The sequence below is a fragment of the Arthrobacter sp. JZ12 genome (genome assembly GCF_035189165.1).
In the GTDB taxonomy this organism is placed as follows: domain Bacteria; phylum Actinomycetota; class Actinomycetes; order Actinomycetales; family Micrococcaceae; genus Arthrobacter_D.
This window is the reverse complement of record NZ_CP045246.1, coordinates 1,684,041-1,709,884: the sequence shown is the minus strand read 5'-3', so window position 1 is coordinate 1,709,884 and position 25,844 is coordinate 1,684,041. Positions and strand designations below refer to the sequence as shown.

The following is a 25,844-nucleotide window of genomic DNA, read 5'->3' as shown; positions in this document are numbered from 1 at the left end:
TGAAGGGCTAGGCGGGGTATTGGCCGCGGCCGACCAGCGGCTTGGGGAGGCGCAGGCGCCGGATCTGCATGGCGCGCGTGATGCCGTACCAGAGGTCGCCCTGGGCGGCCCCACCAAACTTGTCCGTAAGCCGCTTCCGAAGCTTGCGCCGCAGCACGATGCTGTCCACGACCACGGCGACGATGATGATCCAGAAGGCGAGCATGACGTAGCCCTGGAGGGTGAGGTTCGGAATGAAGCTCAGGAAGACGAAGATCAGGGCAGCGAACATCAGGAACTCAGCGATGTTCCAGCGGGCATCGACGTAATCGCGAATGTAGCGCCGGTTCGGGCCCTTGTCACGGAACGGCAGATGACGCTCATCGCCGGTCTCCAGCGCCTGGCGCATTTTGATCTGCGCCTCGCGGCGGGCGAGCCGGTTGGCTTCGCGGGCAGCCTTCCTGTCGTTCGGCACGAGCGGCCGCTTGCGGGCAGCTTCCTGGACACTGCGCTTCGGCGTGGGTGCTCCCTTGCCTACGGCCCTAGCGGCCGTTTCCGGTGCAGGGGCTTGCGTGGCTACGTCAGAGGCAGAGTCTTTTTTTCGTCCAAACACCCCTCTAGGATACCCGTCCCACCCGATCGGTTTCCCCGCGCCTGTGTAGGCTCTGGAGCATGACTGCCCAACCTTCTGAAGTCCTGTCCGAGACCACCGTTGCCGCCCTCAGCCGGAGCATCGACGCCGCGTTCGGCAGGACGGTCGAGGACCTCACCCGTCTAGTCTCGATCCCGGGTATCGCCTGGACCAGCTTCGATCCTGCCCAGCTGGACCGGAGTGCTGAAGCGGTGGCCGAGCTTGCCCGCACTGCCGGGATCGAAGACGTGCAGATCCTCCGGGTCGACAACGACGGCGCGCCGGGAGGTCCCGCCGTCGTCGCCCGGCGGCCGGCCGCTGACGGCAAGCCCACGGTGCTGCTGTATGCGCACCACGATGTCCAGCCTCCGGGGGAGCGAATCCTGTGGGACAGCGAGCCGTTCACGGCAGAGGAACGGGACGGGCGCCTGTACGGCAGGGGAGCGGCAGACGACAAGGCCGGCATCCTGGCGCATATCGCCGCATTCCGTGCACTCAAGGAGGTGCTGGGTCAGGATTTCGGGGTCGGCATCACCCTCTTCATAGAGGGCGAGGAAGAAGCCGGGTCACCGACCTTCCGAAGGTTCCTCGAGACGCACCGGGAGCTGCTGCGTGCCGACGTGATTATCGTCGCGGACTCCAGCAACTGGAAGATCGGCGTTCCTGCACTCACCACCAGCCTCCGTGGCCTGGTGGACGGCACGATTGAGGTGCAGGTGCTGGAACATGCCGTTCACTCGGGTATGTTCGGCGGTCCCGTGCTGGACGCACCAACGCTCCTGTCGCGCCTGATCGCTACCCTTCACGACGACGACGGCAACGTCGCCATTCAGGGCCTGGTCGCACAGGACTCCGCAGAAGTGGATTACCCGGAAGCGGATTTCCGCGCCGATGCGTCCGTTCTCGACGGAGTTCAGCTTGCCGGCACGGGCTCCATCGCGTCCCGCCTGTGGACCAAGCCTGCCCTGTCGATCATCGGTATGGACGTGCCGGCTGTCTCGGTTTCGTCCAACACGCTGTTGCCCACCGCCCGTGCCAAATTCAGCCTGCGCCTGGCCCCGGGGCAGGACCCCGAGGACGCGATGGCGGCGGTCGAGCGCCACGTCCTCGCCAACGCCCCTTTCGGTGCGAAAGTGGTGTTCACCGCGGGGGAGACCGGTAGTCCCTTTCTGACTGATACATCCCGCCCGGCAGCGCAGGTTGCTCTGTGGGCACTGCAAACTGCATGGGGGACGCAACCGGTTGAGTCCGGAATCGGAGGCTCGATCCCGTTCATCGCTGACCTGACGGAGGTCTACCCCGAGGCCCAGATTCTGGTCACCGGGGTAGAGGACCCGGATTCCAGGGCCCACAGTGCGAACGAGTCGCTCCACCTGGGCGAGTTCCGTCGGGCTGTCCTGGCTGAAGCGCTGATGCTGGCCCGGTGGAACGCAATGGCGTAAGCGGTCCACTCGACTCGGGGGAGCGGCCGGCGGTCGCCTCCGCCCGGAATGATTGAAGGGCATGGTTCGTTACATAGCTGGGCATCGGATCACCGCTGGACGTACCATTGAACGGACAGTACCGCCAGTACCGCCAGTGCTGACGCCGTGACCGCCCCGGCGTCGTTCCCACGGCCAGGGAAACGGAGCGGCAGCACAATGCTAAGGAGAACGCACATCATGAGCACATCAACGAGCGAACCGACCACCACAGCTGCAGAAAGCGAGCTGCCGGTACACGAGGTCACCCTGTCCGATGTAGCTGCCGACAAGGTACGCAGCCTGCTTGAGCAGGAGGGGCGCACCGACCTTCGCCTTCGCGTCGCGGTCCAGCCGGGCGGCTGCTCAGGTCTCATCTACCAGCTGTACTTCGATGAGAGGGTTCTGGACGGTGACGCAGTCCGGGATTTCGATGGTGTCGAAGTGATCGTGGACCGCATGAGCGTTCCTTACCTTGCGGGTGCGTCAATTGATTTTGAGGACACGATTTCCAAGCAGGGCTTCACGATTGACAACCCCAACGCAGGCGGTTCCTGCGCCTGCGGAGACTCATTCCACTAAGGAATAAGAGGGGTCAATCCAACAGCCTCCGTCACGTGTCCGAAACGGGCACCTGACGGAGGCTTTGTTGTCACAGGATGGCTACCGTTGCGGGTAAGCTCTACAGTGAGTAGTAAAACTGGAAGTGCATTGCGGTCATCGGCCGGTCTGCACCGGAGATGCTGCCACTGTCTGTGGCACGGCACGTAAGAAAAGGAAGGGCCGTCTGTGAGTTCGCAGGACCGAACCGGCAGCCGACGCGCGAAGATCTTCAAGGTTTCCAGCCTCGTGGTCATTGCAGCGCTGTTTTTGTCTGGTTGTTCATCGGAAGTCCAAAGAGGTTGGTTGCCTGCTGAACGCGACAACACCAACCACACCGGCCGGATCATCGATCTGTGGGTCAACTCCTGGATCGCCGCCCTCGTTGTCGGCGTCATCACCTGGGGACTGATCATCTGGTGCATCGTTGCGTACCGTCGTCGCCGCAATGAAACCGGATATCCCCGGCAGGTCAGCTACAACCTTCCGCTGGAAGTGTTCTACCTGACAATCCCGCTGTTCATGGTCCTGGTGTTCTTCTACTTCACCGACCGCGACCAGCAGGCTATTGACACCCGCGTCGCAGACCCGGACGTCATCATCGATGTCCGCGGAAAGCAGTGGTCCTGGGACTTCAACTACGTCAACGAGAACAAGTACGACGCAGGTGTTCAGGGACAGCTCACGGGCGAGCCAGGCGCCGAGGAAGCACTGCCCACGCTTTACCTGCCGGTGAACCAGACGGTCGAGTTCCGCCTGAATGCACGCGACGTCCTCCACTCCTTTTGGATCCCCGCATTCCTGCAGAAGCGGGACATGATTCCTCAGCGTGAGAACTACATCACGCTCACACCCACCCGCGAGGGTGTCTTCCAGGGCAAGTGTGCAGAGCTTTGCGGTGAGTACCACTCGGAGATGCTGTTCAACGTGGCGGTTGTCTCCGAGGAGGAATATGAAGCGCACCTCGAGACTCTCGAAGATGGACAGCTTGGCGAAGAGTACGATCGCAATCCTCAGCGTGATGTAGAGGGCGAAACTCCGAGCAGCGTCAACGATCAAATTGGGCAGGATTAATCGGATGTCTACTTACGAATACACAGCTGAGGACGCCGGCACCACGGTTGCCCCGCGCGTTGTGCCCCGTTCCAAGGGACGCATCGTCGTCAACTGGATCACCTCCACCGACCACAAAACCATCGGGTACATGTACCTGATTGCATCCTTCGTGTTCTTCTGCCTGGGCGGCGTGATGGCTCTGGTCATCCGTGCCGAACTCTTCGAGCCGGGCATGCAGATCCTGCAGACCAAGGAACAGTACAACCAGCTGTTCACGATGCACGGCACCGTGATGCTGCTAATGTTCGCAACTCCGCTGTTCGCCGGGTTCACCAACGTGATCATGCCCTTGCAGATCGGTGCCCCGGACGTGGCGTTCCCGCGGCTGAACGCCCTGGCCTTCTGGTTCTTCCTTTTCGGTAGCACCATTGCGGTATCCGGCTTCATCACTCCGCAGGGCGCTGCTTCCTTCGGTTGGTTTGCGTACGCTCCGCTCTCCAACACAACGTTCTCGCCCGGTGTCGGTGGAGACCTATGGGTGTTTGGTCTCGCACTTTCGGGCTTCGGAACCATCCTTGGCGCGGTCAACTTCATCACCACGATCATCTGCATGCGTGCACCGGGTATGACCATGTGGCGTATGCCGATCTTCACCTGGAACGCGCTTGTCACGTCCATCCTTGTCCTGATGGCGTTCCCGCCGCTCGCAGCGGCACTGTTCGCGCTGGGTGCGGATCGTCGTTTCGGAGCGCACATCTTCAATCCGGACAACGGTGGAGCCATCCTATGGCAGCACCTCTTCTGGTTCTTCGGACACCCGGAGGTTTACATCATCGCGCTGCCGTTCTTCGGTATCGTCTCGGAGATCTTCCCGGTATTCAGCCGTAAGCCCATCTTCGGTTACAAGGGCCTGGTCTACGCAACGATCGCTATTGCAGCGCTCTCGGTGACTGTGTGGGCACACCACATGTACGTCACAGGTGCAGTGTTGCTTCCGTTCTTCGCGTTCATGACCATGCTCATCGCAGTCCCCACCGGCGTGAAGTTCTTCAACTGGATCGGAACTATGTGGCGGGGCTCAATCACGTTCGAGACGCCGATGCTCTGGAGCCTCGGCTTCCTCGTGACGTTCCTCTTCGGCGGTCTCACCGGTATCATCCTGGCTTCTCCTCCGCTGGACTTCCATGTTTCCGACACTTACTTCGTTGTCGCACACTTCCACTACGTGGTCTTTGGCACCGTCGTATTCGCTATGTTCGCCGGCTTCTACTTCTGGTGGCCGAAGTTCACTGGAAAGATGCTGAACGAACGCCTGGGAAAGATCCATTTCTGGCTGCTCTTCCTCGGTTTTCACGGAACGTTCCTCATCCAGCATTGGCTCGGTGTGATCGGTATGCCCCGTCGGTACGCCGACTACCTCCCCGAGGACATGTTCACAGCAATGAACCAGTTCTCGACCATCGCTTCGTTCGTGCTCGGCGCGTCACTCATTCCTTTCTTCTGGAACGTGTATGTGACCTGGCGCAGCGGGACCAAGGTCGAGGTCGACGATCCCTGGGGCTTCGGCGCCTCGCTCGAGTGGGCAACCTCCTGCCCTCCGCCGCGACATAACTTCACGTCGCTGCCGAGGATCCGCTCGGAGCGTCCTGCACTAGATCTGCACCATCCGGAACTCGCTCAGTGGCATACCCCCAGCTCACCGGCACCGGCGGCACAGCTGCTCGGTTCCGCAGACCGGAAGGACGCATAAGTGAAAGTAGAAACTCGGCTCTTCTTTTGGGGCGTTCCCTTCTTCGTCCCGGTTGCGCTTATCTACGGTTTCCTGACCAACTGGTCGGAGTGGGTCGGTATCCTGGGCATCCTACTCGTGGGTGGACTGGCCGGTATGATCGGCTTCTACCTCGGCTTCACCGCTCGCCGTGTTGGACTTCGGCCGGAAGACCGCCGAGACGCTGAGATCCACGAGGGATCTGGCGAACAGGGTCACTTCAGCCCATGGAGCTGGTGGCCACTGGTACTGGGCCTATCTGCTGCGGGTGGTTTCCTGGGTCTCGCTGTAGGCTGGTGGATCCTCTACATCGCGGCAGGACTCGCAGCGATTGCGCTGGTTGGCTGGGTCTACGAATACAGCCGCGGAGATCACGCCCACTAGGGTTACACAAAGTCGAAAGAGCCTCGCACATCAGTGCGGGGCTCTTTCGTTGTATGCCCATCTCTGTAGAACGCAGTCCGTCTACCGATCTAGACTGGGATAGTTCCTATACCGGTATAGCCGGGTTGCTGCTGTTTGCGCCGCCCGGCCTCAGGAGGCAGAGTGCACGATTCACTGGCAGGGTTACGAACGTCCTTGGATGGCAAGGAAGCCAAGCATGTGCAGTTGCGGGAGGCTTTGCGCGAGTACATCCTTGAGCATGCGGAGCCCGGAACGGCCATACCCTCTGAACGTCGCTTGACGGAGCATTTTGGTGTTGCACGAATGACTGTGCGACATGCCATCGATGCCCTCGTTGCCGAGGAGGTGCTGGAGCGCATCGTTGGGCTTGGCACCTTCGTGGCTCACACCAAGCTTGATCTGCAGATGAAGCTGACCTCCTACAGCGAGGAAATGCACAGGCGTGGGATGGTCCCGGATGCCCGTGTGCTCACCTTCGAGCAGATGGCCGCTACGCCCCTGATCGCAAGAGAGCTGCAGATTGACCAGGGCGCTCCGGTAATCCGCTTCAGGCGGCAATTGCTGGCCGACCGTGAACCAATGAGCGTCGACGAGAACTTCATTCCCGCACACCGCGTCCCCGGCATCTTGGATGACGAGCCGCCAACGTCCCTGTACAACGTGCTCAGCGAGAAATACGGCCTTGTGATGGAGTGGGGGGAGGACACCGTGGAGGCGACGGCTGCGTCCCCTTCTATCGCCCGTCTGCTCAACGTAGAAATGGGGGCACCGTTGCTCAAGATTCAACGACATGCCTACGTTGCGCGGGCGATGATCGATTATTCGGTCTCGTACTATCGCGCCGATCGGTACAAGCTCTGGGTACCGCTGCAGAGACCAGGCGTAAGGACGCCGCGAACCTACACAGCCAAACGCGTCGGGTGACCGGGTAGGGCGGAGCTCAGCACAAAAAGAGGCGGGACGCACGATGTTCGTGCGTCCCGCCTCTTTCGGCTGTGCTAGAGATTAGTGGCTCGAGATCGAAGCCTTGTCATGCTCGCTGGCCACTTCGCCGTGGTGGCCGTGTGCGTGTGCCGCTTCGAGCTCCGCCGGCGTCACCGGTGCCACGCGATCCTCGAAGAAGAACCGGGAGGCCCAGGCGCGACGCTTCTCACCCTTCGAGATGTGTCCGTTGACGTCGGCCTGCGCAGGCACTGCAGCCGGCGAGTCGAAGCTGACCAGCCTGTACCGCTTGTATTCGTCGAGGGGCTCGTGCACCTCGATGAACTCACCGTGGGGGAGCCGCACGATACGCCCGGTCTCGCGACCGTGAAGCACGATCTCACGATCCTTTCGCTGTAGCGCGAGGGCGATGCGGCGCGCCACGATGAACCCGATGACCGGGCCGATGAAGAAGAGTGCCCGGAGCCAGTAGGTCACATCGTTCAGAGAGACCATGAAGTGGGTGGCAATGAGGTCCGAGCTGGCAGCTGCCCACAGGACACAGTAGAAGATGACACCGGCAACACCGATTCCGGTACGCGTAGGAGCGTTACGGGGCCGATCAAGCAGGTGCTTCTCGCGACGGTCCTTGGTTACCCAGGCTTCAATCCAGGGCCATGTGAACATCAGGCCGAGAACGATCATCGCAGGGACGAGGGCGGGCAGGAGCACGTTCAGCGACAGCGTATTCACACCCCATGGGAGCGGGATCTTCCACTCGAAGGGGAAAGCACCCAGTACACCCGGCATGAGACGCAATGCGCCGTCAACCCATCCGATATACCAGTCAGGCTGGGTACCCGCAGAAACCGGCGAGGGGTCGTACGGGCCGTAATTCCAGATCGGGTTGATGGTGAATGCAGCTGCAATTGCGGCCACGATTCCGAACACGATGAAGAAGAAGCCGCCAGCCTTTGCCGCGTAAACCGGTCCCACCGGGTAACCGACCACATTGTCATTGGTACGGCCCGGGCCAGGGAACTGGGTGTGCTTGTGAACCACGACCAGGAAAAGGTGGATCGCAATCAGGAGGAGGATCAGGGCCGGAATAAGGAGGATGTGAAGTACGTAAAGGCGCGGAATGATGACTGTGCCAGGGAACTCGCCTCCAAAGAGGAAGAAACTGAGGTAGGTTCCGACGACCGGGATCGCCTTCATGACACCGTCAATGATCCGCAGGCCATTGCCGGAGAGCAGATCATCGGGGAGGGAGTAGCCGGTGAAGCCGGCTGCCATCGACAGGACGAGCAGGACGCCGCCGACAACCCAGTTCAGCTCCCGGGGGCGACGGAAAGCACCCGTGAAGAAAACGCGAAGCATGTGCACTGAGACTGCAGCAACGAACAGGAGTGCTGACCAGTGGTGCACCTGCCGCATGAAAAGTCCGCCGCGGATGTCGAACGAGATATCCAGCGAAGACGCGTAGGCCATGGACATCTCGATGCCTCGAAGAGGTACGTAGCTTCCGTCGTAGTGGGTTTCGGCCATTGACGGATCGAAGAAGAACGTAAGGAAGGTGCCGGAGATCAAAAGGATGACGAAGGAGTACAGCGCCACCTCGCCGAACATGAAGGTCCAGTGATCGGGGAAGATCTTTCGCCCGAATTCCTTCACAATGGCGGACCCGCCGACGCGGGTATCCACAAAGTTGGTGATCTTGCCGACGTTGGTCTTGGGCTGGTAGTGCTGCCCAGTTGCCGAGCTGCTCATGATCAGCCACGCTCCCAGTAACTTGGTCCTACGGGTTCTTGGAAGTCGCTCGTCGCTACCAGGTAACCTTCCTCGTCAACGGAGATTGGAAGCTGGGGGAGCGGTCGGGCGGCCGGGCCGAAGATAACCTTGCATTCCTGAGTCAGGTCGAAGGTCGACTGATGGCACGGACACAGCAGGTGGTGCGTCTGCTGCTCGTAGAGGGCTACCGGGCAGCCCACATGTGTGCAGATCTTGGAGTAGGCAACGATGCCGTCGTATCCCCAGTCTTCGCGTCCCGGCGACGGGTTCAGCGACTCCGGGTTCAGACGCATCAGGAGGACAACGGCCTTGGCCTTCTCTTCGAGCTTGTGCTCAGATTCGTTGAGTCCTTCAGGAATAACGTGGAAGGCGGAACCGATAGTCACATCGGAAGCCTTGATCGGTGTTCCACTCGGATCGCGGGTCAGGCGAACGCCCTCGTCCCACATGGTGTGGCGGAGAACGTCACCCGGCAGGGGCCCGAGGTCGCGGAAGATTGCGATGGCCGGGAAGATTGCCAGGATGCCTGCGCCCAGCAGGGTGTTGCGGATCAGCGGGCGACGCTTGATTCCGGACTCTTCGAGAATGTCACCAACGATCTTCTCTGCGTCAGCGCGGTCCGCTTCCGGCCGGATTTCGTGCCGATCCTCAGCGATCTCATGGTCCGGCATGAGCGTCTTAGCCCAATGGACAATGCCTACGCCAATTCCCAGCATCGAGAATGCGGTGCCCAGCCCGAGCAACAGGTTCTGGAGACGGAGGGTTCCGATGGTCTGGTCGAGCGGTATGAAAAAGTAGCCGAAGAAGAACAGCAGTGTTCCCAGGACCGAAACGAGGAAGAGCACCCCGACCTGACGTTCTGCGCGCTTCTCCGCACGGGGATCTGTGTCCGCCAAACGGGGCCGGTGCGGCGGAAGCCCAGGGTCCTGGAACTTCTGAACGCCGCCCTGACCAGGCTTAGCTACGGTGCCCGCACTGTCCGGGCTGCCGTGACTATGGTCGGCCATGATCCCTCTCATCCTTCTTTAGATACTTCACTCATCAATCCTGTGTACTTGTACTTCTGCCGGGCCGCGCCGCTACGACGAGCGGGAAGTGAGCCAGACGGTGAACGCGATGATTACCCCAAGGCCCGCAACCCAGATGAAGAGACCTTCAGATACGGGACCCAGCGAGCCGAGATCTGCTCCACCCGGTGAGCCCTGATCCTCGATCATCTTGAGGAAGGCAATGATGTCCTGCTTGTCCTCAGGAGTGATGTTGGCATCGCTGAAGACCGGCATGTTCTGGGGGCCGGTCACCATTGCCTCGTAGATGTGCTTCTCGCTCACGCCTTCAAGGGTCGGTGCGAACTTGCCGCGCGTCAGGGCGCCACCGGCTGCGGCGGCGTTATGGCACATCGCGCAGTTCACGCGGAAGAGCTCGCCACCGGCTGCAGGATCCACTCCTTCACCCGAGGTGCTCAGTATCTCCTCGCCAGGGATGGCGGGGCCGGCTCCAAGGGAGGCGACGTAGGCAGCCATCTGCTGGATCTGCTCTTCGGTGAACTGAACCGGCTTCTGAAGCGCCTGGGGGCCCTGCATCTGTAGGGGCATGCGTCCGGTGCCAACCTGGAAGTCGACAGCGGCCGCGCCGACGCCTACCAGCGATGGCCCATCCTCGGTTCCCGAGGCGCCCATACCGTGGCAGGTTGCGCAGTTGGCGATGAAGAGCTTCTCGCCTTCCTCGATATCGCTGGCTGAGAACCCGGTCTGCGCTTTGGCTTCATTCGCGTTGCTTGCGACGGCGTAGATGCCTCCGGTGAGCAACAATCCCATCAGCAGCAGTGCTATCGCTGTAAGGGGGTGGCGCCGCCTCTGCGAAAGTGCCTTCACGTCCTGTTTCCTGCCTTCTGTATTGCCTTTTTACGTTTCACAGTTGGTGTCAGCCCAGCTTGCGACCGCCACGCTAATTCTACCCCGGGTAGAAAAGGGTTCAAGAGAAATCTACTTCAAGAAGTAGATGATGATGAACAGGCCGATCCAGACCACGTCAACGAAGTGCCAGTAGTACGACGTGACGATCGCCGAGGTTGCCTCAAAGTGGCCGAACCGTTTGGCAGCGTATGCCCGGCCGATGATGAAGAGGAAGGCAACGAGGCCGCCGATAACGTGCAGACCGTGGAAGCCGGTGGTGATGTAGAACGAGGAGCCGTAGGCGTTGGAGGAGAGCGAAATTCCTTCGGCTACCAGCTCGGCGTACTCGTACGCCTGTACAGCGACGAACACTGCGCCCATGAGGAAGGTCAGCAGGTACCACTCAACCATGCCCCACTTGGCGATGTTGAAGACTCCGCCGACCCGGCGGGGCTGCAGCCTCTCTGCCGCGAAGACGCCCATCTGGCAGGTGAACGAGCTCGACACGAGGATGATCGTGTTGATAAGTGCGAAGGGCACATTGAGCTTCTCGGTCTCAGTGGCCCACATTTCACCAGAGGTGGAACGCAGGGTGAAATACATCGCGAAGAGTCCTGCAAAGAACATGAGTTCACTGGAAAGCCATACAACAGTGCCAACCGAGACCATGTTCGGTCGGTTCAGTGTTGGATGCGCAGTGGTGCTGGGGGCATGGGTCGCTGTCGTCACCCTGACATTATGTCTCTAAAAGTTCCCAGTTCACCAATGCGAAGGGGCCCCGGCGTGGCACAGCAAGAGGCCTGCGCGGCCCTAACCCAGTAACGGCGCGGGAGTAACCCCATAATGACTTTCTACATTTCGTAGATAACCTAGGGGAGTGACTGCGAATTCCGGATCCGACGTGCTCTCCACCACATGGCCGCAGCTGATTTCCACTCTCATTGCGGGCAGGGATCTGACGGCGTCGCAGACGCGATGGGCGATGGATTCGATCATGGAAGGCATTGCCACGCATGCGCAGGTGGCCGGGTTTCTGATCGGCCTCCGCGCGAAGGGGGAGTCCGTGGAAGAGCTGGTGGGCCTGGTTGAGGCGATGCTGGCCCGGGCCCACCGCATTGCTGTACCGGGCGAGGCACTCGATATCGTCGGTACCGGCGGTGATGGGCTGAACACACTCAATATCTCAACCATGTCCTCGCTGGTGGCAGTAGGGGCAGGGGCGCGAGTCATCAAGCACGGCAACCGCGGCGCTTCATCATCCGCCGGCGCCGCCGACGTCATCGAAGCCCTGGGGGTACGGCTCGACCTCCCGATCGCGGACGTTGCACGTTCAGCTCAGGAGGCGAACATCACGTTTTGCTTCGCGCAGGTCTTTCACCCGTCCATGAGGCATGTGGCGGTTCCGCGGCGCGAGCTTGGAGTGCCCACGGCCTTCAACTTCCTGGGCCCTCTCAGCAATCCCGCTGGCGTCGAAGCGCAAGCCCTTGGCTGCGCAAGCGATCGCATGGCGCCGCTCATGGCCGGGGTGCTGGCAGCGCGCGGAATCCGTGCACTCGTGTTCAGGGGAAGCGACGGTCGCGACAAGCTCACCACCAGCGGGTCCTCCACGGTGTGGGAGGTTCGCGACGGGTCCATCACCGAGCACACCGTCCATCCGGAGGAATTCGGTCTGAAGGTGGCGCCGGTCGAGGCCCTCCGCGGCTCGGACGCCAAAAGCAACGCAGGAGTGGCCCGCGCGCTGCTGGCGGGGGAGAAGGGACCGGTGCGCGACGCCGTCGTACTCAATGCCGCAGCGGGGCTCACCGCTTTGGACACCGATTACAGCGCACCGCTGGTTGACCGTATCTCCCGGAATATGATGCGGGCCGTCGAATCGATTGATTCCGGTGCCGCCCAGGCCGCACTCGACCGGTGGATAGAGGTGACCAGCCGGTAAGGTTTCGGGCCGCGAGCGGGAAGCGCGATTGAGCGCTTCCCGCCCCGAACTCTGTTGCTAGCTGTCGAAGCCGAGGGTGAAAGCTGCGTCCAGGTCGTGCTTGGAGTACGAGCGGAAGGCTATGTGGGTTGTGGTCGACTCCACGCCTTCAACTTTGGAGAGCCTGTCCGCGATGACGTCCGCAAGGTCTTCATGACGGTTCACTCGTGCCATAGCGATCAGGTCCCAGTCGCCCGTGACTGAATAAACCTCGCTGATGCCCTCGATCTCGGAAATTTCCTGCGCGGTTTCCGGAATGCGGGAGGCATCGGTCTGAATGAGGACGAACGCGGTAATCATCTGGCAACTCCTTGGCTTGGGCTGGCGGAGGAACTCGGTGTCTGGGAGGAACGACGGCGCACTTCAGTGAGGAGGGCAGCCAGTAGTCGGGGAGTCAGCAGGAAAAGGCCAAGCGTGACAATGCTGACAATCTGGAAGGGAAGTGCAGCACTGTTGCCCAGAACCACCCGCAAAAGCAGTCCTCCGACCGCCGTACCGACCCACAGCGGCACGCCCGTACGGACAAGTGATTCCGGCCGGCGCCAGGCCAGGCACAGCACGAACGAAATCCCATAAGCGGCAAGAAAGGGCGCGGCCGTCCCGGCCACACCGGCAGGGGAGAGGGTGCCGTAATGGGACAGGTGCCCGATAGCAGCAAACACGATCACAAGCACGACGTCGGCAGCCGCCCACAGCGCCGGGCGGCTCTGCAGTCCCCGTTCGGAGATTCTCCTGCTCCTCATCTCCTCAGACTACTGCTTCCTGGTCATGGAATTTGCCCTTCCGCAGGCGTTCCGTGGCGCCATTCACCGACCTAACCTTGAAGATATGTGCAGGAACATCAGGACCCTTCATAATTTCGAGCCGGCAGCCACGAGTGATGAGGTGCATGCCGCAGCGTTGCAGTATGTCCGGAAGATCAGTGGGGCCACCAAGCCTTCCAAGGCAAACCAGGAGGCTTTCGATCGGGCAGTGAAGGAAATCGGCGTCGCGACTGAACGTCTGCTGGCCTCCCTCGTCACGACTGCGCCCCCGAAGGACCGCGAGGAAGAGGCCGTGAAGGCTAAGGAACGTTCGGCGCGCCGCTTCGCGTCAATCGCCTAGAAATTCGTCGAACCCTCTCTGTGAAGCTGCATCAACCTGGGGCAGTATTGTCCGTGAGGCAGCTCTGGGACCCGTGCATCTGGGCGTCCCAGGCGCCCAGCCCAGGAACGCACACCCTTCCGAGGAGACAGACATGAGCACCCGCCTAAATCCCTACCTTGGTTTCCGCGACACCGCCAAGGAGGCAATGACCTATTACCAATCGGTTTTCGGCGGTGACCTCACGCTGAGCACCTTCCGTGACTTCCAGGCCAGTGAAGACGAAGCCGAATTGGACAAGATCATGCACGGGATGCTCACCACCGACAACGGCATGGTCCTGATGGCGGCCGATACGCCGAACAGTATGGAGTACAACCCGGGCAACACTTTCTCGATCTCGCTGAGTGGTGAGGATGAGAAGGAGCTGCGCGGATACTGGGACCGGCTGGCGGGTGAAGGCTCCGTGACCGTTCCACTCGAGGTCGCGCCCTGGGGTGACCGTTTCGGCATGTGCACCGACAAGTTTGGTGTCGCATGGCTCATCAACATCGCTGGAACGCCTCAGCAATAGCGTTCCACTGTAGGCGTCGTGGCCGTGCTGTTCTCCTGCGCGCAGGGGACAGCACGGCCAAATTTGATCCGGCTTTCTCGCTGTTAGTTGACATAATGTAGATTATCGGCTCTTTATATGGCTAGCGGGAGCGGCACATGGTTGGCTCACTACGAGCCATGCTGAGCTGACTACGATGAGCCAGTGAGTTCATACACACGGCATGAAATTCGGTTAGCCGTCCAGCGAGTTCTGGAGCAGGAGCATCCGCAGATCGTCCAGCTCGGCGATCCGGTGCTGCGTACGCCGGCTGCCGAGTTTGACGGGCAACTCAATAACGTGAAACTTATCGAACTGCTGGCAGCAATGCGCAAAGCCATGCATGACGCTCCCGGCGTGGGTCTGGCGGCTCCGCAGCTCGGCATTCCGCTGCGTATCGCAGTGATCGAGGATGTAATCCCGCAGCCCGACGAGATTGTCCTGGCCCGCGAGCGGAGTCCGCTGCCGTACTTCGCTGTTATCAACCCCAGCTACACGCCCACATCCCCGGACAAGGCAAGCTTCTTCGAGGGCTGCCTGTCTTTCAACGGCTGGCAGGCCGTTGTCGAGCGCCACCGCGAAGTCCAGCTGGACTACCTTACGCCTGACGGAGTTCATGTCACGCGGCACCTCAGGGCTGGGCCGCGCGGATTGCCCAGCACGAGACCGACCATCTCAACGGAACCATCTACATTGACAAGGCAAATACGCGTTCGCTTGTCAGCAGCACAGCCTACAGCGAGCGCTGGGCTCAGCCCGGAATAGAGCTGGCCCAGCGTTCCCTGGGTTTCTAAGGGTTCTCAGGCCGGCTGATTCTTCTTGCTGGGAAGCTTCTCGGCCCACCACCGCAGGATGTGCTCAAAGCGTTGGCGCCGGTGCCATGGCGTGCCCGTTCGTGACAGCTCATGGGTCTCCCCCGGAAAGATAAGCATTTCCGCCTCGATGCCGTGACGCTTCAGCGCCGTGTAGTAGCGCTGGGCCTGCTCGAGCGGGCATCGCAGGTCCTGTTCCGAGTGGATGACGAAGGTCGGCGTACGGACCTTGTCCACGTGCGCGTACGGGCTCTGTGCGCGCATCTTTTCGGGCTCTGCACCGGTATACGCCTCCGAGAAGAACCAGCCGATATCCGAGGACCCGATGAAGGATTCGGGATCCAGGAATCCCCTCTCCACGATTGCTCCCTGGAAACGGTGGTCGTGCGCAATCAACCATGCAGTGAGATACCCTCCGTAGGACCCGCCCATCACCCCCAGACGCTGGCCGTCGAGCTGAGGATAGGCGGCGACGGCGCCCTCCAGGAAGGCGAGGACATCATGCATGTCCACGGTTCCCATGGCTTCCTTGATAACGCGGCCGTGCTCTTGCCCGTAGCCGGCGGCCCCGCGAGGGTTGCACATCACTACCGCATATCCAGCCTCAACGTAGACCTGCGCCTCGTCGAAGTAGCCCCATCCGTACTGGGCGTACGGCCCACCGTGAATGTTCAGAAGAACGGGATGGGGTCCGTCACCTTCGGGAACCAGGACCCATCCGTGGACCGGATATCCGTCCGGAGCCTCGAATACTTCCTCCCGCATGTCCGCAATAATCATGTTGGTTCGCAGGTTTGCGGAGAAATCGGTCAGCGTGGCAAGCTCGCCACCCTCGACGCGGGCTACGTCGCCCGGAGTTTGCGGATCGGTGAACGCCACTACGAGCGTTCTGCCTGCGCAGGCAGCGCCGGTCACGATGTACTTCCCACCGGCAAGAACGCTTGCGCTTCCGCTGGAAGCGATGTGGAGGATCTCCCCCGCGCCCCGGCTACGGTTGAAAACGACGACGCTGTCCCCATCCGCCGGGACAATGTCACCGATCTCCCCCAGGTCCGTGGTCTCGGGGTCGGTCAGGACACGCACCTCTTCAGGGCGGCCCACGGGCGCAGCATAGAGTGCGGTGTTGCGCGCAACGAAGTCGAGGCCGGAGGGTGACAGGTCGCTGCCCAGGTAGAACAGCCACTGGCCGTCAGCGCTCTCGACAGCCTTACTGCAGCTGACAATCTCATTGGAGAAGTTGCTGAGGCGCTGACGGTCGACTCCGTCGAGCGATACGGAGTAGATGTCGCTGCGAAGTGTTGTCTCGGAATCAGCTTCCAGTGCGGCGGTGAACAGCAGACGTGCGCCGTCCGCGGAGAACGACGGCGAGGTGTGGTCCGCGTCGTCTTCGGTCAACTGGCTTGCCTCAGGGAAGGGTGAGGGTCCCTCCTCACCCAAGGATTTCTGGGCCCGGCCTACCGGCTTGACGAACGGCTCCTCGTCGAGCGGTGGAACCTCAAGGAGGAACAGTTGAATTCGCTTGTCGCGAATGTAGCCCACGCCGTTCATCTGGTATTTGAAACCGCGGACGAGGCGGGGGTCTTCTTGTCCCGGAGAAATGCCGTCCACGGTTCCGTAGCGGCCCTCCTCCGGTACGCGTGCGCAGAAGGCTAGGCGCCGGGAGTCCGGCGACCAGGCGAACTCCGAGACGCCGAGGGGTTGGTCGGTGATCTGCCGGGGTTCTCCTCCCCTGCTGTCCATAATGAACAGTTGGGGCTTGCCTCCCTGTTCGGCGCGCAGGAAGGCGGCGCTTCGACCGTCCGGAGCGAATTGAGGGGCAGTGTCACGGAAGCCCCGGGTCAGGCGTCTTGGTGGTCCGTCGTCGAGCGGTACTTCCCACAACTGGCCTACGTACGCGTCGGCGTCGAAATCCGGTCGGGTGACGGAAACGATGCAGCGCTGACCATCCGGATGGAGCGAGGGTGTGCTCACTGAATTGAGGAGATTGAGTGTGTCTGGTTTCACATGCCGAGCCTATGCGCCCGGGGTGCTCCCGCTCAAAGCGGGAGCACCCCGCCTACGATGGTCACGTGCCGCCATTCTCAGGACCCGCCATTGTCTGCCCAGTCTGCACCGGGGATCTCACCCTTGAGCGGGCAGCGCGGCCGGACTCAACTGACGACGGCGCCCCCCGGCTTCTGCGCTGTGAGCAGGGGCATCGGTTCGACGCCGCCAGGCAGGGATACTTCAACCTGTTGACCGGGCGCGGAACCGTGTTCGAAGCGGACACCGCTGCCATGGTGCAGGCGCGCATCGATTTCCTGGGGCGCGGACACTACCGGCCCCTAGCCGATGCGGTTTGTGCCGCAGTGGAGGACCATGCCGCTTCACACCCCCGCATCCTGGACGCAGGAGCCGGCACAGGCTACTACCTCAAATCGGTAATGGAACATACGTCTTCCCCTGGCGCCGTTGCCATCGACATCTCTAAGTTCGCATTGCGGCGTGCCGCCCGGGAGTTGGCAGGAACCGTCTGCCTTGTCTGGGATGTATGGCGGCCCCTGCCCCTGGCGGATGCCAGCGTGGATGTGCTGCTGAATATTTTTGCCCCGCGAAATCCTGACGAATTTGCGCGGACGGTTGCGCCGGGCGGCCTTGTAGTAGTGGTCACTCCCCTGCCGAACCATCTTGAGCAGGTTGCTGAATCGGCGGGTCTGCTTGGCATCCCGCCCGACAAAAGCCGCGACGTCGCCCAGAGTCTGGCGGAAAACTTCACCGAGGTCGCGTCTACTCAAGTTGAATACACAATGCTGCTTTCAGCGCTGGACATCACCAACGTTGCGGCGATGGGGCCGGCGGGACACCACGGGCTTCGGCCCGAAACCGTTGACGGACCGGCCGAGACGACCGTTACTGCCGCCTTCACGGTGCAGGGCTTTCGCAGACGGACCTGATATTCCCAAAGAGCTATATTTGCGGCGTCGGCTTTGGCATGATGGTAAGAGGCAACTACTTCGGCAAGCCCTTGCCGCCCGCCCGCTTGAGGGAGAGCACATGTTCGATTGGCTCGTACAGAACACCTGGGTCCTATGGCTGGCTGTCATGCTCGGATTGGCCGCAGTCGAAACCCTCACCCTCGACCTTTTCTTCATCATGCTCTCAATGGGCGCCCTTGCCGGATTGGTTGCAGCGCTCGCCGGCGCCGCCTTCTTTATTCAGGTCATCGCATTCTGCGTTGTCTCACTGATGATGGTTCTGCTTGTCAGGCCGGTCGCACTCCGGCATCTGAAGCGGGGACCAGCTGACCAGAGAAGCAACATCGATCGCCTCGTCGGCGAATCGGCGCTGACCCTGGAACCCGTCACCGGGCTGGCCGGGACGGTTAAGATCGGCGGGGACACCTGGACGGCCCGCACGATCGACGGCTCAGCGCTTCCGGCAGGTGAGAGGGTGACGGTCTCGAAGATCGAGGGAGCCACCGCCGTCGTCGCCCGTGTCCAGCCGTCGGAGTCAGGACCAAAGAACGCTTCCTGATTGCCAAGTTACAGCCGCCACTTGAAGGGGGAACCATGTTCACAGACTCAGGGACAATCGGGCTGACAATCGTTCTGGTTGTTCTGATCGTTTTCGTCCTGATCGTCCTGGTGAAATCCGTGCGGATCATTCCACAGGCGCGGGCAGGTGTGGTGGAGCGGCTCGGCAAGTACCAGCGCACCCTGCAGCCCGGCCTCACCATCCTTATCCCCTTCGTCGACCGGTTGCTGCCCTTGATGGACCTACGTGAGCAGGTTGTTTCCTTCCCGCCGCAACCGGTTATCACCGAGGACAACCTGGTGGTCTCCATCGACACGGTGGTGTACTTCCAGGTGACGGACGCCCGTGCTGCCACCTACGAGATTGCCAACTACATCCAGGCTGTGGAGCAGCTCACCACTACTACGCTGCGAAACGTCGTGGGTGGTCTGAACCTTGAGGAAGCCCTGACTTCGCGCGACCAGATCAACGGACAGCTGCGCGGCGTGCTCGACGACGCCACCGGAAGGTGGGGAATCCGCGTGTCCCGTGTAGAGCTCAAGGCCATCGATCCACCGCTGTCCATACAGGATTCGATGGAGAAGCAGATGAGGGCTGAACGGGACCGACGCGCCGCAATCCTCACGGCGGAGGGTACCAAGCAGTCGCAGATTCTGACCGCGGAGGGCCAGCGGCAGGCAGCAATCCTGGCAGCCGAGGGCGACGCGAAGGCCGCAATCCTCCGTGCCGATGGTGAGGCGCAGGCCATCCAGAAGGTCTTCGATGCAATCCATAAGGGAAACCCGAGCCAGAAACTGCTCGCCTACCAATACCTGCAAACCCTTCCGAAGCTGGCAGAGGGCAATTCCAACAAGCTTTGGATAATCCCTAGCGAGGTGGGCGAGGCACTCAAGGGCATTGGTAATGTGCTGGGAACGGCCGACGGCGATAATCCCCTTGCGCGGGCAACAGCTCCAACACCCCGGTCCGGGGAGAACTCACAACCCTGATTGGGCGACCAGACGGCATATCGACTATAGTTGGGTGTTTGCCGTAGTACCTCACGCCTTGGGAACACACGGCGTTGATTCCGCGTTATACCTAGGTAGCACGGCATGGACGTCGCCGTGGGGTGCGCACCGGCCGTGTGCATCAAGGCATCTGGGAGTCCAGGATGCCATGCGTAATTAGGGAGAGAAGATGAGCGACCGTAGCCTCCGGGGCATGCGCCTTGGCGCCCAGAGCATGGAGACCGAATCCGGCGTCGAGCCGGCACCCCGGCAACGTATTGAGTACCGCTGTGAAGACGGTGAGCGTGTGTTTGTGACGTTCGCGGCAGAGGCGGAGATCCCACCTGTATGGGTATCGAAGACCGGCAAGGAAGCACTCCTCGTTGACGGCGAGCGTCCGGACACTTCGGGTGACAAGCCCGTACGCACCCACTGGGACATGCTCCTCGAGCGTCGTTCCATGGAAGAACTGGAACAGATTCTTGAGGATCGGCTGAACATCCTCCGCGAGCGTCGCGGTGAGCGTCGCTCCGCCTAGGCAAGACCGCATGTCTTGAGACAGGGAGCCCGGGTACTGGTTGCAGTACCCGGGCTCCCTGCGTTAACTGCTGGCCAGCAGGGTGTTCAGGAAGATGCGTGGTTCGGCTTGCGCCATCTTCCGACCAGCGTGGCCCATCGCGCAGCCATGCCCCAGCGGGTGACATTGGCGATGGCTTCGAGAACGATATTTCCGCTCATCTTCGAGTCACCGTATTCACGTTCGACGAAAGTGATGGGTACCTCCACGATCTTCAGGCCCTCCTGGGCTACGCGGAAGGTCATATCCACCTGGAAGCCGTAACCCACCGAGTCAACGCTGTCGAGATCGATGCGTTCCAGGGTTTCCCGCCGGAATGCGCGGTAACCGGCTGTGATGTCACGGACTCCCAGGCCAAGCATCATTCGGGAGTAGAAGCTGCCTGCGCGTGAAAGTAGCTTGCGGTGGAACGGCCAGTTCACCACGGATCCGCCCGGCACCCACCGGGATCCGATGACAAGGTGCGCCGCCGAAACTGCATCGAGCATTGCGGGCAGCTGCTCCGGCTGATGTGACCCGTCCGCATCCATCTCCACCAGAACGTCGTATCCGCGTTCCAGGGCCCAGCGGAAACCGGCCTTGTACGCCGCGCCAAGGCCCTCCTTGCCTTTACGGTGGAGCACGTGCACACTCTCATCCGTCCCTGCAATCTCGTCCGCTAGAACGCCTGTACCGTCGGGGCTGTTGTCATCCACCACCAGGACGTCCGAACTCGGGACGGCTGCCCTGAGCCTGCCTAGGGTCAGCGGCAGCGATTCACGCTCGTTGTAAGTAGGAATGATCGTGACAACGCGCACGCAGGAACCTTTCGACAGTGAGGGTGCGCATGGCGCAGCAGCTCGCGATCAGGACGGAATTCCCAGTATAGGCAGACCGGCGCGAGGACTTTTACGCTTGCCTATCCGCGGCGCGGTCGCGCGCGAAGGCAGAATCCTGCGGCAGGGACACGCGTTAGCGGACAGCGTTCGGTAACGAGGAAGGGAGCGCAGATTACGGGTAGGCTTGCACGCCTTCGGGCCAGCAGTGATCACCGATCGGCGCTGTTTTCTACTGGCGTGCAAACCTACCCGTTTTGAGTACCAAGCCTTCCACCGCCGCGAGGAAGAGTTACCAGCACGTCTGGTCCCCCTTGGCGTAGTCTGCGTGGCTTGGCCAGGTCTGTCCGTTGTCGGATTCCGACCCGTAGATCTAACAGCTTACGTGGTGTGGAGGACGTGTCAACAGCGCCCTGACCTGCGGTTATGGATGTTCCCGCAGGTCAGAGTCCGCCTGTCCTACATCAGAGTTCATCCGTCGTTAACCAGTCCCGTTCCTACCGTCCCGGCAGGTCACCGCTGGCGTAGAGCCGCTCCCCGAGGTGAACGGTTTCCAGGCATCGCGGCTCCTCTCCGCCATCCAGGGCGGGCAGCAGGGGCGTTCCCGCCCGAGGGTCCGTGCTCCACGACTGGACCCGGGTATCCGGTGTCTGAATCATCAACTCGGCCACTTCCCAAACCGCGAATGAGGCCGGAGCACCCGGCACAAGTTGTCCCAGCATCGGGTGCCCTACTCCGGCCGCGCGCCAGCCGGCACGGGTGTGCGCAAGGAAGGCTGCACGCGCAGAGATTCTTTCCTCCGGACTTGCGTGGGTGAGGCATGCGCGCACCGACTGCCAGGGCGACATTCGAGTCACCGGAGAGTCCGAGCCGAGACAGACCGGGACGCCCTGGCTTAGCAGGCTACCGACCCGGTTCATGGGACGATAGCGGGATTCTCCCAGCCGCTGCTCGTAGAGCCCACCCGGCGCACCCCACAACGCGTCGAATCCAGGCTGAGCGCTAACCGTGATGCCGAAGCCGGCCAGTGCGGAGATAGCTGCGTCGTCAGCCAGCTCCACGTGTTCCAGCCGATGCCGGGCCGCACGCACCCTGTCGATCCCGTGACTGGTGGCAGCCTTTTCGAGGCCGGCGATTACGGTGTCCAGGCCTGCATCACCGATAACGTGGAACCCGGCCTGAGTGCCCAGCGCGGTTGCCGCGCCAAGGTGGGCGGCGACGTCGTCGGCATGCATGAAAGCGGTTCCGCAGGAGGGTTTATCTGCATAGGGCACGCGCATCCTGGCGGTATGCGAACCAATGGAACCGTCCACGTTCAGGTCTCCCCCAAGGCCCAGCACCCGCCCTTCGAAGCCTGCCAGCAGCGAACGCATCTCCTCCTCGGAACTCGCTGCCTGGCCCCAGTACGCCAACACTTCGGGTAGCGGGCCTGAAAGGGCGGTAAGCGAGAGGAGGTCCTCACGGGGGGCGATATGAGGAGCCGCCATCTCCACAACTGCCACAATGCCCTGTGAAGCGGCATGCGTGAGTGCTGTCCGCTGCAGGTGCTCCCGGGCTCCCGCTTCGAGGGTTCGCACTGCCGTCCGTGCCGCGAGATGTGCTTCCCGAACCACAAAGCCCTCATCCCAGCCGTCGAGGGTGTGCAGATCCAGTCGCTGCCCAAGTGAGGCGGAAACCACCGCTGAGTGCACATCTGCGCGGACCAGATAGACGTCTCGGCCACCGCCCGAGGCATTCTCCAGCTCATCGGCAGTGGGCGCCCGGCGCTCCGGCCACCTGGACTCGTCCCAACCGTTTCCCATGATGGTGCCGGCGTCCTCCTTCGCCGCCCGGGCGACCATGTCCAGCAGCTCACCCATGCTGTTCACTCCATTGAGGTCGAGGGAGGTAAGCGCGAGTCCGGTCTCAGTCGTGTGCACGTGTGAGTCCACGAAGCCGGGAGTGATCAGGGCCCCCTGCAGGTCGGCGACGTCCATGCTGCTGTCAGCAAGCGCCTCGGCAGCGTGCTCTGATCCCACCCACGCAACCGTGTCACCGGTTACGAGCATTGCGGTGGCGAAGGGGTCCGCTGCACTGTAGACGGAGCCGTTGCGGTAGAGGACAGGCTTGGACTCGTTTGGCGACACGTATACAACTTTCGGGGTTGGAGCGGGATTATTCGGAGACGGCGGAGTATGCAACGACGCCGCGGCGTACCAGGTCGATGGAGTTGATGCACAGCTTGCGGAAACCGGGCGGCAGGTCAGGTACCTTGGCGAGCTGATCCACCAGGTCGATGATCTGCTTCGCCCAGCGGACGAAGTCGCCGGCCGCGAGGTCGGTTCCCTGCAGCGCGCTCTGGAGGCCCTTCCCCCGCGCCCACTTATAGACCGGCCAGACGAGCCCGAAGTCCGGTTCGCTCGTGACGGACAGGCGGTGCTGTTCCTCAAGGTCGGTGAGCTTGGACCACTGCCGGATTACGACGTCGACGGCGGACTCCAGCGACACGCTCGGCATGCGCGGGCGCAGGCCCCGCTCCTCCCGCTTAGCTTGGTACACCAGTGCCGAAGCCAGGGCAGCCAGTTCTGCGGCGTCGAGGTCGTTGAAGGCGCCATGCTCCAGCGACAGGGCGATCAGGAGATCCTTCTCCCCGTAGATGCGGCGGAGCTTCTGCCCGGCAGGTGTGATGGCGAGGCCCTGCTGCTCATGTTCCTGCAGGTAGCCGTAGGTCACAAGTACTTCCGATACCCGGTCGAACGTCTTGGCGATCGTGTTGGTGCGTCCCTGGATCTGCTGCGCGAGGCGGTCCGTCTCCCTGCGCAGCTTCCACCAGCGCTCGGCCCACCGGGCGTGCTGCTCGCGATCGCTGCAGCCATGGCAGGGATGTGCTCGCAACCGCCGGCGAAGGTCGGCTATAGCCTTCTCCTGGCGGTCGGTGCCGACTATGCGGAACTCGGGGGTGGAGTGCGTTGTAGGGGGACGCCTCTCGTTCAAGGAGTTTCGGAGCGAGGCAGCAAGGTCCCGACGGTCCTTCGGCTTTCGGGCGTCGAACTGCTTCGGAATCCTGATCCGCGAAAGTACCTCAAGGGGACCGTCGAGGTCCTGAACTGATACCCGGCGCACGTGCTTTTCCATGGTGAGCACTGTGGGCCTGGGCTCCCGCGCCGCCTCATTGGTTAGAACTACCGCGTATCCCGCGATCCGGCCGGCAGGGATATCGACGACGTCCCCTGGGCGGAGTGCCTCCAGGGAGGAGGCTGCCGCGCTGCGGCGATTCCGCGCGCCCGCCTTGGACGCAGCTGCCTCCAGATCCGACAACTCACGCCGCAACGCCGAGTATTCCGAAAAGTCCCCGAGGTGGCAGGTCATCGCCTCGGCGTAACCCTTGAGCGATTCTTCCCGCGTACGCACTTGGCGAGCGAGGCCGACAACGGAGCGGTCCGCCTGGAATTGCGCGAACGAGGTCTCGAGGATCTCACGCGTCCGGTACTGACCGAACTGGGACACGAGATTGATGCTCATGTTATAGGTCGGCCGGAAGCTGGAATTGAGGGGGTAGGTGCGGCGTGATGCAAGTCCCGCCACAGCGCCGGGATCGGTTCCCGGCTGCCACAGAACCACCGCGTGGCCTTCGACGTCGATTCCACGTCGCCCCGCGCGTCCGGTGAGCTGCGTGTACTCCCCCGCGGTGATGTTCACGTGTGCTTCACCGTTGAACTTGTCCAGCTTTTCCAGCACGACGGACCGCGCCGGCATATTGACGCCGAGTGCCAGGGTCTCAGTAGCGAAAACGGCCTTGACCAGGCCCTCTTCGAACAACTTCTCCACCACCTCTTTGAAGGTGGGAAGCATGCCGGCATGATGCGCTGCGAAGCCGCGGATAAGGCCCTCCCGCCAGGACCAGTATCCGAGGACTTCGAGGTCTTCCTCCGGGATATCGAGAGTGGCTTCCTCGATTCGGTCGCTGATGATGCCCCGCTCGTACTCCGTGGTTAGCCAGAGGCCGGCCTCCAGGCATTGCCCCACCGCGGCCTCGCATCCGTTGCGGGAGAAGATGAAGGTGATCGCGGGCAGCAGGCCCTCCCGGTCGAGGGCGGTTATCACCTGGGGACGGCTGGCACGTCGGATCGCAGTTGGCGCCGGCCGCTGGTACCGGTTCGGGGCACCGCGGCCCCGCTTGGCTCCCGCGCCCCATCGGGCCCGCTGGTTCAGGCGCGTTTCGCTGGTTGCCAGGTCGAGCAGTTCGGGGTTCACCGCAAACTTTTCCTCCGCTCCGCTGGAGCCCTCCGGAGCCGCCTCATCGAAGGCAACCTCTCCAGCGAAGAGGTCCAGCAGGTCCGAGCCCACCATCACGTGTTGCCACAGTGGAACGGGTCGGTGTTCAGAAACGACCACGTCGGTGTCACCGCGAACGGTGTGGAGCCAGGCTCCAAACTCCTCGGCATTGGATACCGTGGCGCTGAGGGAGACCACCTTGACCTCGGTGGGCAGGTGGATGATCACTTCTTCCCACACTGCACCCCGGAAACGGTCCGCGAGATAGTGGACCTCATCCATCACTACGTAGCCGAGACCGGCGAGAGTGTCGGAGTCGGCGTACAGCATGTTGCGGAGCACTTCCGTTGTCATGACGACGACGGGGGCTTCTGAATTGATGCTTGTGTCACCGGTGAGCAGCCCCACCTGGTCGGCGCCGTGCAGCGCCGCGAGTTCGGCGTATTTCTGGTTGCTGAGCGCCTTGATCGGGGTGGTGTAGAAGGCCTTCAAATGATTGGTGAGCGCCATGAACACGGCGAACTCCCCGACTACTGTCTTGCCTGCTCCGGTCGGCGCGGCAACCAGCACTCCCCTGCCGGCTTCCAGCGAGGTGCATGCATCCCGCTGGAACTCATCCAGCTCGAAGTCGAGGGTCTGCTCAAACTGGTGGAGCCGGGTTTTCGCGTACCGGTTGCGTGCCTGCGCTGCCTGATACCGCTCGGCTGGGGAGGTCATGGTCCAAGCCT

General features: G+C 61.9%; 24 protein-coding genes and 1 pseudogene. 14 read left to right on the top strand and 11 right to left on the bottom strand.

The window, feature by feature from the left end; all coding sequences use genetic code 11:
* Positions 1-7 precede the first annotated feature (7 nt).
* Positions 8-454, bottom strand: coding sequence for a DUF3043 domain-containing protein (locus GC088_RS07920; protein WP_416377442.1), 447 nt, complete (start codon positions 452-454; stop codon positions 8-10).
* A 197-nt stretch (positions 455-651) separates the two neighbouring features.
* On the opposite strand from GC088_RS07920, the gene GC088_RS07915 reads away from it, so the two are divergent.
* The 6 genes from GC088_RS07915 to GC088_RS07890 all read left to right on the top strand — a co-directional run bounded on the left by GC088_RS07915 (position 652) and on the right by GC088_RS07890 (position 6,823).
* Positions 652-2,052 (top strand): dipeptidase, encoded by a 1,401-nt coding sequence (locus tag GC088_RS07915; protein WP_323958477.1) that lies wholly within the window; start codon positions 652-654, stop codon positions 2,050-2,052.
* A 219-nt stretch (positions 2,053-2,271) separates the two neighbouring features.
* On the top strand, positions 2,272-2,652 hold the full coding sequence (locus GC088_RS07910) for a HesB/IscA family protein (RefSeq protein ID WP_323958476.1): 381 nt from the start codon (positions 2,272-2,274) through the stop codon (positions 2,650-2,652).
* Positions 2,653-2,859: 207 nt separating this feature from the next.
* Positions 2,860-3,744 carry an aa3-type cytochrome oxidase subunit II gene (gene coxB, locus GC088_RS07905; RefSeq protein ID WP_323958475.1) on the top strand — a complete coding sequence of 295 codons (885 nt, stop codon included), beginning with the start codon at positions 2,860-2,862 and terminating at the stop codon, positions 3,742-3,744.
* A 4-nt stretch (positions 3,745-3,748) separates the two neighbouring features.
* The gene (gene ctaD / locus GC088_RS07900) at positions 3,749-5,476 is read left to right on the top strand and encodes an aa3-type cytochrome oxidase subunit I (RefSeq protein WP_323958474.1); all 1,728 of its coding nucleotides are present in this window, start codon (positions 3,749-3,751) and stop codon (positions 5,474-5,476) included.
* A complete protein-coding gene (locus GC088_RS07895; protein ID WP_323958473.1) occupies positions 5,477-5,878 on the top strand; it encodes a cytochrome c oxidase subunit 4 in 402 nt (133 codons plus the stop codon). It begins immediately after the preceding gene.
* Positions 5,879-6,040: 162 nt separating this feature from the next.
* Complete coding sequence (locus GC088_RS07890; RefSeq protein WP_323958472.1) at positions 6,041-6,823, top strand: GntR family transcriptional regulator; 783 nt, start codon at positions 6,041-6,043, stop codon at positions 6,821-6,823.
* An 81-nt stretch (positions 6,824-6,904) separates the two neighbouring features.
* Here GC088_RS07890 and GC088_RS07885 read toward each other — a convergent pair whose 3' ends face one another.
* The 4 genes from GC088_RS07885 to GC088_RS07870 form a co-directional block, all read right to left on the bottom strand.
* Positions 6,905-8,590, bottom strand: coding sequence for a cytochrome bc1 complex cytochrome b subunit (locus tag GC088_RS07885; protein ID WP_323958471.1), 1,686 nt, complete (start codon positions 8,588-8,590; stop codon positions 6,905-6,907).
* 2 nt (positions 8,591-8,592) lie between these two features.
* Positions 8,593-9,618: a cytochrome bc1 complex Rieske iron-sulfur subunit gene (locus GC088_RS07880; protein ID WP_323958470.1), complete on the bottom strand. Its 1,026-nt coding sequence runs from the start codon at positions 9,616-9,618 to the stop codon at positions 8,593-8,595.
* Between the two features lie 72 nt (positions 9,619-9,690).
* Positions 9,691-10,485 carry a cytochrome bc1 complex diheme cytochrome c subunit gene (locus GC088_RS07875; protein WP_323958469.1) on the bottom strand — a complete coding sequence of 265 codons (795 nt, stop codon included), beginning with the start codon at positions 10,483-10,485 and terminating at the stop codon, positions 9,691-9,693.
* Positions 10,486-10,596: 111 nt separating this feature from the next.
* Positions 10,597-11,235, bottom strand: coding sequence for an aa3-type cytochrome oxidase subunit III (locus GC088_RS07870; RefSeq protein ID WP_323958468.1), 639 nt, complete (start codon positions 11,233-11,235; stop codon positions 10,597-10,599).
* Positions 11,236-11,383: 148 nt separating this feature from the next.
* On the opposite strand from GC088_RS07870, the gene trpD reads away from it, so the two are divergent.
* On the top strand, positions 11,384-12,442 hold the full coding sequence (trpD, locus tag GC088_RS07865; protein ID WP_323958467.1) for an anthranilate phosphoribosyltransferase: 1,059 nt from the start codon (positions 11,384-11,386) through the stop codon (positions 12,440-12,442).
* A 57-nt stretch (positions 12,443-12,499) separates the two neighbouring features.
* On the opposite strand, the gene GC088_RS07860 is transcribed toward trpD, so the two are convergent.
* A complete protein-coding gene (locus GC088_RS07860) occupies positions 12,500-12,781 on the bottom strand; it encodes an Lrp/AsnC family transcriptional regulator (protein ID WP_323958466.1) in 282 nt (93 codons plus the stop codon).
* Positions 12,778-13,224, bottom strand: coding sequence for a DUF3054 domain-containing protein (locus GC088_RS07855; RefSeq protein WP_323958465.1), 447 nt, complete (start codon positions 13,222-13,224; stop codon positions 12,778-12,780). Before GC088_RS07855 ends, GC088_RS07860 begins: the two co-directional genes overlap by 4 nt.
* 85 nt (positions 13,225-13,309) lie before the next feature.
* Here GC088_RS07855 and GC088_RS07850 point away from each other — a divergent pair, with 85 nt between their 5' ends.
* The 3 genes and pseudogenes from GC088_RS07850 to GC088_RS15470 all read left to right on the top strand — a co-directional run bounded on the left by GC088_RS07850 (position 13,310) and on the right by GC088_RS15470 (position 14,950).
* Entirely contained in the window at positions 13,310-13,585 is a 276-nt protein-coding gene (locus tag GC088_RS07850; protein ID WP_323958464.1) for a DUF2277 domain-containing protein, read from the top strand.
* A 133-nt stretch (positions 13,586-13,718) separates the two neighbouring features.
* Positions 13,719-14,138, top strand: coding sequence for a VOC family protein (locus GC088_RS07845; RefSeq protein ID WP_323958463.1), 420 nt, complete (start codon positions 13,719-13,721; stop codon positions 14,136-14,138).
* Between the two features lie 183 nt (positions 14,139-14,321).
* A pseudogene (locus GC088_RS15470) lies at positions 14,322-14,950 on the top strand (peptide deformylase).
* Between the two features lie 6 nt (positions 14,951-14,956).
* On the opposite strand, the gene GC088_RS07830 reads toward GC088_RS15470, so the two are convergent.
* Complete coding sequence (locus GC088_RS07830) at positions 14,957-16,972, bottom strand: S9 family peptidase (protein WP_323958462.1); 2,016 nt, start codon at positions 16,970-16,972, stop codon at positions 14,957-14,959.
* Between the two features lie 65 nt (positions 16,973-17,037).
* On the opposite strand from GC088_RS07830, the gene GC088_RS07825 reads away from it, so the two are divergent.
* From GC088_RS07825 to GC088_RS07810, 4 genes are all read left to right on the top strand, one after another.
* A complete protein-coding gene (locus GC088_RS07825; RefSeq protein ID WP_323958461.1) occupies positions 17,038-17,901 on the top strand; it encodes a putative RNA methyltransferase in 864 nt (287 codons plus the stop codon).
* Positions 17,902-18,001: 100 nt separating this feature from the next.
* Positions 18,002-18,481 (top strand): NfeD family protein, encoded by a 480-nt coding sequence (locus GC088_RS07820; RefSeq protein WP_323958460.1) that lies wholly within the window; start codon positions 18,002-18,004, stop codon positions 18,479-18,481.
* 35 nt (positions 18,482-18,516) lie between these two features.
* A complete protein-coding gene (locus GC088_RS07815; protein ID WP_323958459.1) occupies positions 18,517-19,470 on the top strand; it encodes an SPFH domain-containing protein in 954 nt (317 codons plus the stop codon).
* Positions 19,471-19,660: 190 nt separating this feature from the next.
* Positions 19,661-20,008, top strand: a complete 348-nt coding sequence (locus GC088_RS07810) for an RNA polymerase-binding protein RbpA (RefSeq protein WP_026543576.1) — start codon at positions 19,661-19,663, stop codon at positions 20,006-20,008.
* A gap of 86 nt (positions 20,009-20,094) precedes the next feature.
* On the opposite strand, the gene GC088_RS07805 is transcribed toward GC088_RS07810, so the two are convergent.
* The 3 genes from GC088_RS07805 to GC088_RS07795 all read right to left on the bottom strand — a co-directional run bounded on the left by GC088_RS07805 (position 20,095) and on the right by GC088_RS07795 (position 25,833).
* Positions 20,095-20,844, bottom strand: a complete 750-nt coding sequence (locus tag GC088_RS07805) for a polyprenol monophosphomannose synthase (protein ID WP_323958458.1) — start codon at positions 20,842-20,844, stop codon at positions 20,095-20,097.
* Between the two features lie 515 nt (positions 20,845-21,359).
* A complete protein-coding gene (locus tag GC088_RS07800; protein ID WP_323958457.1) occupies positions 21,360-22,988 on the bottom strand; it encodes an amidohydrolase in 1,629 nt (542 codons plus the stop codon).
* A 28-nt stretch (positions 22,989-23,016) separates the two neighbouring features.
* The gene (locus GC088_RS07795) at positions 23,017-25,833 is read right to left on the bottom strand and encodes a DEAD/DEAH box helicase (RefSeq protein ID WP_323958456.1); all 2,817 of its coding nucleotides are present in this window, start codon (positions 25,831-25,833) and stop codon (positions 23,017-23,019) included.
* Positions 25,834-25,844 lie beyond the last annotated feature (11 nt).

Coding starts and splice junctions, on each gene's coding strand:
- GC088_RS07915 (WP_323958477.1), top strand. CDS start 652: ATGACTGCCCAACCTTCTGAAGTCCTGTCCGAGACCACCGTTGCCGCC.
- GC088_RS07910 (WP_323958476.1), top strand. CDS start 2,272: ATGAGCACATCAACGAGCGAACCGACCACCACAGCTGCAGAAAGCGAG.
- ctaD (WP_323958474.1), top strand. CDS start 3,749: ATGTCTACTTACGAATACACAGCTGAGGACGCCGGCACCACGGTTGCC.
- GC088_RS07885 (WP_323958471.1), bottom strand. CDS start 8,590: ATGAGCAGCTCGGCAACTGGGCAGCACTACCAGCCCAAGACCAACGTC.
- GC088_RS07880 (WP_323958470.1), bottom strand. CDS start 9,618: ATGGCCGACCATAGTCACGGCAGCCCGGACAGTGCGGGCACCGTAGCT.
- GC088_RS07860 (WP_323958466.1), bottom strand. CDS start 12,781: ATGATTACCGCGTTCGTCCTCATTCAGACCGATGCCTCCCGCATTCCG.
- GC088_RS07855 (WP_323958465.1), bottom strand. CDS start 13,224: ATGAGGAGCAGGAGAATCTCCGAACGGGGACTGCAGAGCCGCCCGGCG.
- GC088_RS07850 (WP_323958464.1), top strand. CDS start 13,310: ATGTGCAGGAACATCAGGACCCTTCATAATTTCGAGCCGGCAGCCACG.
- GC088_RS07845 (WP_323958463.1), top strand. CDS start 13,719: ATGAGCACCCGCCTAAATCCCTACCTTGGTTTCCGCGACACCGCCAAG.
- GC088_RS07820 (WP_323958460.1), top strand. CDS start 18,002: ATGTTCGATTGGCTCGTACAGAACACCTGGGTCCTATGGCTGGCTGTC.
- GC088_RS07815 (WP_323958459.1), top strand. CDS start 18,517: ATGTTCACAGACTCAGGGACAATCGGGCTGACAATCGTTCTGGTTGTT.
- GC088_RS07810 (WP_026543576.1), top strand. CDS start 19,661: ATGAGCGACCGTAGCCTCCGGGGCATGCGCCTTGGCGCCCAGAGCATG.
- GC088_RS07795 (WP_323958456.1), bottom strand. CDS start 25,833: ATGACCTCCCCAGCCGAGCGGTATCAGGCAGCGCAGGCACGCAACCGG.